Annotated in this window: 5 protein-coding genes; 3 read left to right on the top strand and 2 right to left on the bottom strand. The window is 70.4% G+C overall.

Annotated features, from left to right (window positions below; all coding sequences use genetic code 11):
- Positions 1–20: 20 nt before the first annotated feature.
- Positions 21–1,205, bottom strand: a complete 1,185-nt coding sequence (locus tag NFU04_RS14725) for an alpha-hydroxy acid oxidase (RefSeq protein WP_251310180.1) — start codon at positions 1,203–1,205, stop codon at positions 21–23.
- Positions 1,206–1,224: 19 nt separating this feature from the next.
- Complete coding sequence (locus NFU04_RS14720) at positions 1,225–2,541, bottom strand: NRAMP family divalent metal transporter (RefSeq protein WP_251310179.1); 1,317 nt, start codon at positions 2,539–2,541, stop codon at positions 1,225–1,227.
- 413 nt (positions 2,542–2,954) lie between these two features.
- Here NFU04_RS14720 and NFU04_RS14715 point away from each other — a divergent pair, with 413 nt between their 5' ends.
- From NFU04_RS14715 to glcF, 3 genes are read left to right on the top strand one after another with little or no spacing between them, the layout of a single operon-like run.
- On the top strand, positions 2,955–4,436 hold the full coding sequence (locus NFU04_RS14715; protein WP_251310178.1) for an FAD-linked oxidase C-terminal domain-containing protein: 1,482 nt from the start codon (positions 2,955–2,957) through the stop codon (positions 4,434–4,436).
- A gap of 14 nt (positions 4,437–4,450) precedes the next feature.
- Positions 4,451–5,509 carry a glycolate oxidase subunit GlcE gene (gene glcE / locus NFU04_RS14710; protein ID WP_251310177.1) on the top strand — a complete coding sequence of 353 codons (1,059 nt, stop codon included), beginning with the start codon at positions 4,451–4,453 and terminating at the stop codon, positions 5,507–5,509.
- 11 nt (positions 5,510–5,520) lie between these two features.
- Positions 5,521–6,732 carry a glycolate oxidase subunit GlcF gene (glcF, locus tag NFU04_RS14705; protein WP_251310176.1) on the top strand — a complete coding sequence of 404 codons (1,212 nt, stop codon included), beginning with the start codon at positions 5,521–5,523 and terminating at the stop codon, positions 6,730–6,732.
- Positions 6,733–6,745 lie beyond the last annotated feature (13 nt).

Below are 6,745 nucleotides of genomic sequence, written 5' to 3'. Positions count from 1 at the left end.
ATAGCTCTGCCAGGCGTGGCTCATGGTCGTGCTCCTCGTGGGGCGGTTCGGGGTGGCTGGGGGTGGCTGCCGGGGCGCAGGATACGGGTGTCCACGTCATGGATATCGCGCAGGCCGCATAGCGCCAGGGTGGTATCCAGCTCCTTGTGGATGATCCGCAGGCACTCCTCGACGCCCTCCTGGCCCAGGGCCCCCAGCCCATAGAGGAAGGCGCGGCCGATATAGGCGCCCTTGGCGCCGAGGGCCAGGGCCTTGAGCAGGTCCTGGCCGGAGCGGATGCCGCCGTCCAGGTGCACCTCGCAGCGGCTGCCCACGGCGGCGACGATGGCCGGCAGGGCGCGGATGCTGGACGAGGCGCCATCCAGCTGGCGGCCGCCGTGGTTGGAGACGACGATGGCATCGGCGCCGGCGGCCACCGCCTGCTCGGCGTCTTCCGGCTCGAGGATGCCCTTGATCACCAGCTTGCCGCCCCAGCGTTCCTTGATCCAGGCGACGTCGTCCCAGCTCAGGCTGGGGTCGAACTGGCCGGCGGTCCATTTGGCCAGCTCGCCCAGGTCGGTAGCGTCCTGCACATGGCCGGCCAGGTTGCCGAAGGTGCGTCGCCGGGTGCGTGCCATGCCCAGGCACCAGCGCCACTTGGTGGCCAGGTCGAGCAGGTTGCGGGGCGTGGGGCGCGGCGGCACCGTCAGGCCGTTGATGATGTCCTTGTGGCGCTGGCCGAGGATCTGCAGGTCGGCGGTCAGCACCAGGGCCGAGCAGCCCGCCGCCTTGGCGCGATCGATCAGCCGGCCGATGAAGCCCCGGTCGCGCATCACATAGAGCTGGAACCAGAAGGGGCGCGAGGTGTGTTCGGCGACGTCCTCGATGGAGCAGATGCTCATGGTGGAGAGGGTGAATGGCACGCCGAAGGCCTCGGCGGCGCGGGCGGCGAGGATCTCGCCGTCGGCGTGCTGCATGCCGGTCAGGCCGGTGGGGGCCAGGGCCAGCGGCAGGCTCACCCGCTCGCCGAGCATCTCGCTGGCCAGGCGGCGATCGCTCATGTCCACCATCACCCGCTGGCGCAGCCCGATGGCGGCGAAGTCGTCGCCATTGGCCCGGTAGGTACTCTCGGTCCAGGCGCCGGAGTCCACGTAGTCGTAGAACATCTTCGGCACCCGGCGTCGTGCCAGGCGCTGCAGGTCGTCGATGCAGGTGATGGTCGGCATGGTCGGGGCCTCCCTGGCCTCAGTGGATAAAACGCGCGTAGAGGTAGCCTAGCGAGAGCAGCACCAGGGCGGCGATGGCCAGCAGGCTCCAGGCATTGATCAGCCGCGAGGGGCGCAGCTCCGCGGGCACGCTGGCGCCATTGGCGGTGAAGTGGTTGAGGGTCGCCAGGATGGGGCTGATCAGGAAGGCCACCACCATCACGAAATCCATGAACAGGCGGAAGCTGCCCATCAGGGTGAAGAGGATCAGGATGGCCAGCAGCGATAGCCCGAGCATGGCGATCAGGTAGGGGCGGCTGCCCTCGACCCGACGGGTCTCCTCCTCGATGCCGTCGGGGCGGATGATGGCATGGTAGGCGGCGGTCAGCATGCGCGGGAAGCCGTCCAGCACGGTGAGCAGGGTGGTCAGCATCACCGTGAAGGCGGAGATGCCCACCACGAAGCCGCTCCATTCGCCCAGGGTCGAGGTGTAGAGGCCGATCACCTGGCTGGCGAAGCCCACGGCGCCGTCGGCGGGGGTAATGCCCTGGCTGTGCATGACCCCGGCGCCCATGATCACGAAGCAGGCGGCGAGGATGGCGGCGCCGATGTAGCCGATATCGAAGTCGACCTTCTCCGCCTCGGTGTCGCAGCGCTCGCCGCGGGCCTTGTTGCGGGCCTCCGACCACAGGGAGTTCATGATCGCCAGGGTGATGTCCGAGGGCATCAGGCCGAGCACCGCTACCAGGGTCACCAGGGTGGCGGCGCTGAACAGCGGCGAGGCGGCGGTGGCCGGATAGAGGCTCCACTCCACCATGGGCAGCGCCGCCAGGGTGGCCAGCAGGGTGGTCAGGCTGAGGATGCCGATAAATACCTTGTTGACCCAGTCCAGCATCCGGTAACCGCCGGTATAGGTGAGCAGGCAGCCGCCGGCGATCAGCACCACGGCGATGGTCGGGGCGCCGAGGCTAAGCGACAGCAGGCTGCCGGCCAGCCCCGCCGTGGTGATGGCGATGGCGGCGATGATGATGGCCAGCACCGGCAGCTGCACCAGGGCGAAGAGCGCCACCACCGTCTTGCCGAAGGTCTGGCGGTAGCCCTCGATCAGCGACTTGCCGGTGACGCTGACATAGAAGGGGCCGAAGAAGAAGGCGGGGTACTTGATCAGGATCGCCAGCAGGATAAAGCCCAGCAGGCCGATGCCGTACTCGGCGCCGGCGCGGGTCGACTGCACCACATGGGAGGTGCCGATGGCGGCGCCGGCGAACAGGAAGCCGGGGCCGAGGGCCGCCAGGTACTTGGCATAGGTGGAACGGGGCGGCGCACTGGTCGTCGCGGTGGGGGAGGGTCGGGTCATGGCGTGCTCCTCGGGGGCCTTATTGTTGGTTTAGGTGAGGCCTTGTCGGCTGCTATGTTGTCTAACCAACATAATCCATAAATAGTCTTTCCTTGGGGAATCCCGTGTCAAATTATCCGGCGGCCTGTCCGGCGGCCATCCTTATGACTGCGGGCAAGAGATGAGTTTTATATCATAAATACAGAACGTTATATGGATGTTTCGGGCGTGGTTTGGCGGCCTATACTTTGGTCGAGAGGGACCGGCCTCTGCCCCGGGGTCGACCCGAACTGGGCGCGGTAGCCCGGCCGGGCCGGGGCGGTATCGGGGCTGGATTTTGCGTGTATGCGGGAGTATAAGGTTGCTTAGACAACATTATTGGCGCCTCGAATACCGCCGCTGAAGCGGGCCGAGGCATTCGATTGGAGCCCGCCATGACCGCCACTCCCCAGGCCGAGGCCCGCATGACAGCGCAGTTCCTGCAGGCGCTGGTCGCCTGTCTGCCCGCCGAGGGACTGGTCCTCGACGAGGCCGGACGTCGCGCCTACGAATGTGATGCCCTGACCCTGTTTCGCCGCCTCCCCGGGGTGGTAGCGATCCCCGAGGAGATCGCGCAGGTCCAGGCGATACTGCTCCTCTGTGATGACTATGGCGTGCCGGTGGTGGCACGAGGTGCCGGGACCGGCCTCTCCGGGGGTGCCCTGCCCCACGCCGAGGGGGTGCTGCTCAATCTGTCGCGGCTCGACGCCACCCTGGAGATCGATCCGGACCGGCGCCTGGCCCGGGTCGGCGCCGGGGTGCGTAACCTGGCGATCTCCCAGGCCGCCGCTCCCCATGGCCTCTACTTCGCTCCCGATCCCTCCTCCCAGGTGGCCAGCACCCTGGGCGGCAATATCGCCGAGAACGCCGGCGGCGTGCACTGCCTCAAGTACGGTCTGACGGTGAATAACGTGGTGGCCGCCACCCTGATCACCATCGACGGCGAGCGGCTGACCCTGGGCTCGCCCCTGGGCGAGGCGCCGGGACTCGACCTCCTGGCGCTGATTCATGGCTCCGAGGGGCTGCTGGGGGTGGTGGTGGAGGCCTGGGTCGAGCTACTGCCCCTGCCCCGGGACAAGCGAGTACTGCTGGCGGGCTTCGCCGAGGTGACCGATTGCGCCGAGGCGGTGGCGGCGATCATCGCCGCCGGGGTGGTGCCGGCGGGCCTGGAGCTGATGGACCGTGCCGCCGTGGTGGCGGTGGAAGAGATGGTCCAGCAGGGCTGGCCCTGTGACCTGGGCGCCCTGCTGATCTGCGAGCTGGATGGTAGCGCCGCCGAGGTGACCGCCCAGAGCGAGCGGGTGACGGCGCTGTTGAAGACGCATGGCGCCGACCACCTGGAAAGCGCCACCGATCCCGCCGAGCAAGCGCGTATCTGGTCGGTGCGCAAAGCCGCCTTCCCGGCCATTGCCCGCCTGGCCCCAGACACCCTGGTGATGGATGGCAGCGTGCCGCGCCGCCGCCTGGCGGCGGTATTGACCCGCATCATCGCCCTGGCCGAGGCCTATGGGCTACGCGTCTTCAATACCTTTCATGCCGGCGACGGCAATATCCACCCGGTGATCCTCTTCGACAGCCGGCTCGAGGGCGAGCCGGAGCGGGCCGAGGCCCTGGGCCAGGCGATCCTTCGGCTGTGCGTGGAGGAGGGGGGCAGCATCACCGGCGAGCACGGGGTGGGCGCCGAGAAGGTGGATGCCATGTGCGATCAGTTCTCCGCCGCCGAGCTGCGCCAGTTCGAAGCCATCAAGGCGGCCTTCGATCCGCGGGGACGGCTCAATCCGGGCAAGCTGATCCCGACCCTCAACCGCTGTGCCGAACTGGGCCACCTGCACGTCAAGGATGGTCGATTCCCCCATCCCGAGTTGCCGCGTTTCTAGGCGAGGAGAGTGTCATGCAGGAAGCGGACCTGAGCCGTGAGTTGAGCGAGCGAGTCACCGAGGCGGCGCGACGGGGCACGCCGCTGCGCCTGGTGGGAGGCAACACCAAGGCCTGGTATGGCCGCCCGGTGGCGGCAGAGCCTCTGGCCCTGGCCGGCCATCGTGGCGTGGTGGACTACCAGCCCAGCGAGCTGGTGGTACGGCTGCGCGGCGGGACCCGCTTGGCCGAGTTGGAGGCGCTGCTGGCCGCCGAGGGACAGTGGCTGGCCTGCGACCCGCCGCGCTTCGGCGCCGAGACCACGGTAGCCGGGGCCCTGGCCGCGGGCCTGGCGGGCCCGGGGCGCCCCTATCTGGGCGGGCTGCGCGATGCCGTCCTGGGGGTGACCCTGATCAATGGGCGCGGCGAGGTGGTGCGCCTGGGCGGGGCGGTAATGAAGAACGTGGCCGGCTTCGACGGCTTCCGTCCCATGGTGGGGGCCCTGGGCTCCCTGGGGGTGATCCTCGAGGTCTGCCTCAAGGTGGCCCCGCGTCCGGCGTCCCGGCGTGCCTTGGCCCTGGCGCTACCCCGTGAGGCGCTGGCCGAGCGTGCCGAGGCCTGGTGGCGAGCGGGGGTGCCCGTGGTCGGGGCGGCCCACGACGGCGAGCGGCTGCGGCTGTGCCTGGCCGGCAGCGAATCAGCGGTGGACGAGGCCGTGGCGACCCTGGGCGGCGACGAGGAGGATCCCGCCTATTGGTCGGCGCTGCGCGATCAGCGCCTGCCCTTCTTCCGCGACCCGGGGGCGCCGCTATGGCGCCTGTTGCTGCCCCCGGGGGCTCGTCCCGCCTTGCCCGGCGAGGCCCTGGTGGAGTGGGGCGGTCGCCAGTGGTGGTGGCGCGGCGAGGCGCCGGTGGAGGTGGTCTTCGCCGAGGCCGCCCGGCTGGGGGGCCAGGCCAGCCGCTGGCGCGGCGGCGACCCGAGGGCGCCGGTCTTCGCCCCCCTGGCGCCGCCCCTGTTGGCCCTGCAGCGCCGCCTCAAGGCCGCCTTCGACCCCGAGGGGCTGTTCAATCCCGGCATCCACTACCCGGAACTCTAGGAGGTTTCGCCATGCAGACCCGACTCGCCGCGCCCCTGGCGACGACCCCTCGGGGCGAGGAGGCGGAGGCGATCCTACGCCAGTGCACCCACTGCGGCTTCTGCCTGCCCGCCTGCCCCACCTACCGGCTGCTGGGCGACGAGCGCGACAGTCCCCGGGGGCGCATCTACCAGGTCAAGCAGGTGCTGGAGGGGGCTTCGGCCACCCCCGAGTTGGGGCGTCACCTGGATCGCTGCCTGACCTGCCGGGCCTGCGAGAGCGCCTGCCCGGTGGGGGTGCCTTACCATCGCTTGGCGGACTTGGGGCGGGAGATCGTCGCCGAGCAGGCGCCGCCTCCGGCGCCGGCGCGCTGGCTGCGCTGGGGCCTGCGCCAGGTGCTGCCCCGGCGCCGGCTCTTCGCCACCCTGCTGGGCCTGGGACGGCTGGCGCGACCGCTGCTGCCCGGCTCCCTGGCCGCCAAGGTGCCTCCCCGGGAGGCCGCGCAGCCCTGGCCCCGGGTTCAAGGCGGGCGCCGTCGGGTGGCGGTGATGACCGGCTGCGTGCAGCCGGCCCTGGCGCCGGGGCTCGATCCCCGCCTGGCGACCCTGCTCGACGGTCTGGGCATCGATGCCGTGCCGCTGGCCGGTTGCTGCGGCGCCGTGGACCAGCACCTGGGGGCCCCCGAGGCGGCCCGCCGGCGGCTGCGCCGCCTCATCGACCTGTGCCGGCCGGCCCTGGAGGCCGGTGCCGAGGCGATCCTGGTCAGCGCCAGCGGCTGCGGTGCCCAGCTCAAGGAGGTGGGCGTGCTGCTGGCCGAGGATCCGGACTATGCGCAGCAGGCCGCGCGCGTCGCGGCCAAGGTCCGGGACCCCCTAGAGTTGCTGGAGGGTGAGCGGTCACGGATCGAGCCGGCCCCTGAGGCGCCGCGCCGCCTCGCCTTCCAGTCGCCCTGCTCCCTGCAGCATGGTCAGCGGCTGGGTGGGCGGGTCGAGGCATTGTTGGGTGCCCTGGGGTTCGAGCTGACGCCGGTGGCGGATGCCGGGCTCTGCTGTGGCTCGGCGGGCACCTACTCGCTGCTCCAGCCGGAGCTCGCGACCCGGCTGCGGGACGACAAGCTGCGCCATCTCCAGGCCGGAGAACCGGAAGGGATCGTCACCGCCAATATCGGCTGCCAGACGCACCTGGCGGCGGCTAGCCCCTTGCCGGTGCGCCACTGGCTGGAGCTATTGGCGGTGAAGTCGTAACGCCGCGATCGGG

Origin of the sequence: Halomonas sp. NCCP-2165, assembly GCF_023708045.1 — a bacterium.
Lineage (GTDB): Bacteria > Pseudomonadota > Gammaproteobacteria > Pseudomonadales > Halomonadaceae > Bisbaumannia > Bisbaumannia pacifica.
Note: the sequence above shows the minus strand (reverse complement) of the source record. Positions and strands in the feature narration are given on the sequence as shown.

Coding starts and splice junctions, on each gene's coding strand:
- NFU04_RS14725 (WP_251310180.1), bottom strand. CDS start 1,205: ATGCCGACCATCACCTGCATCGACGACCTGCAGCGCCTGGCACGACGC.
- NFU04_RS14720 (WP_251310179.1), bottom strand. CDS start 2,541: ATGACCCGACCCTCCCCCACCGCGACGACCAGTGCGCCGCCCCGTTCC.
- NFU04_RS14715 (WP_251310178.1), top strand. CDS start 2,955: ATGACCGCCACTCCCCAGGCCGAGGCCCGCATGACAGCGCAGTTCCTG.
- glcE (WP_251310177.1), top strand. CDS start 4,451: ATGCAGGAAGCGGACCTGAGCCGTGAGTTGAGCGAGCGAGTCACCGAG.
- glcF (WP_251310176.1), top strand. CDS start 5,521: ATGCAGACCCGACTCGCCGCGCCCCTGGCGACGACCCCTCGGGGCGAG.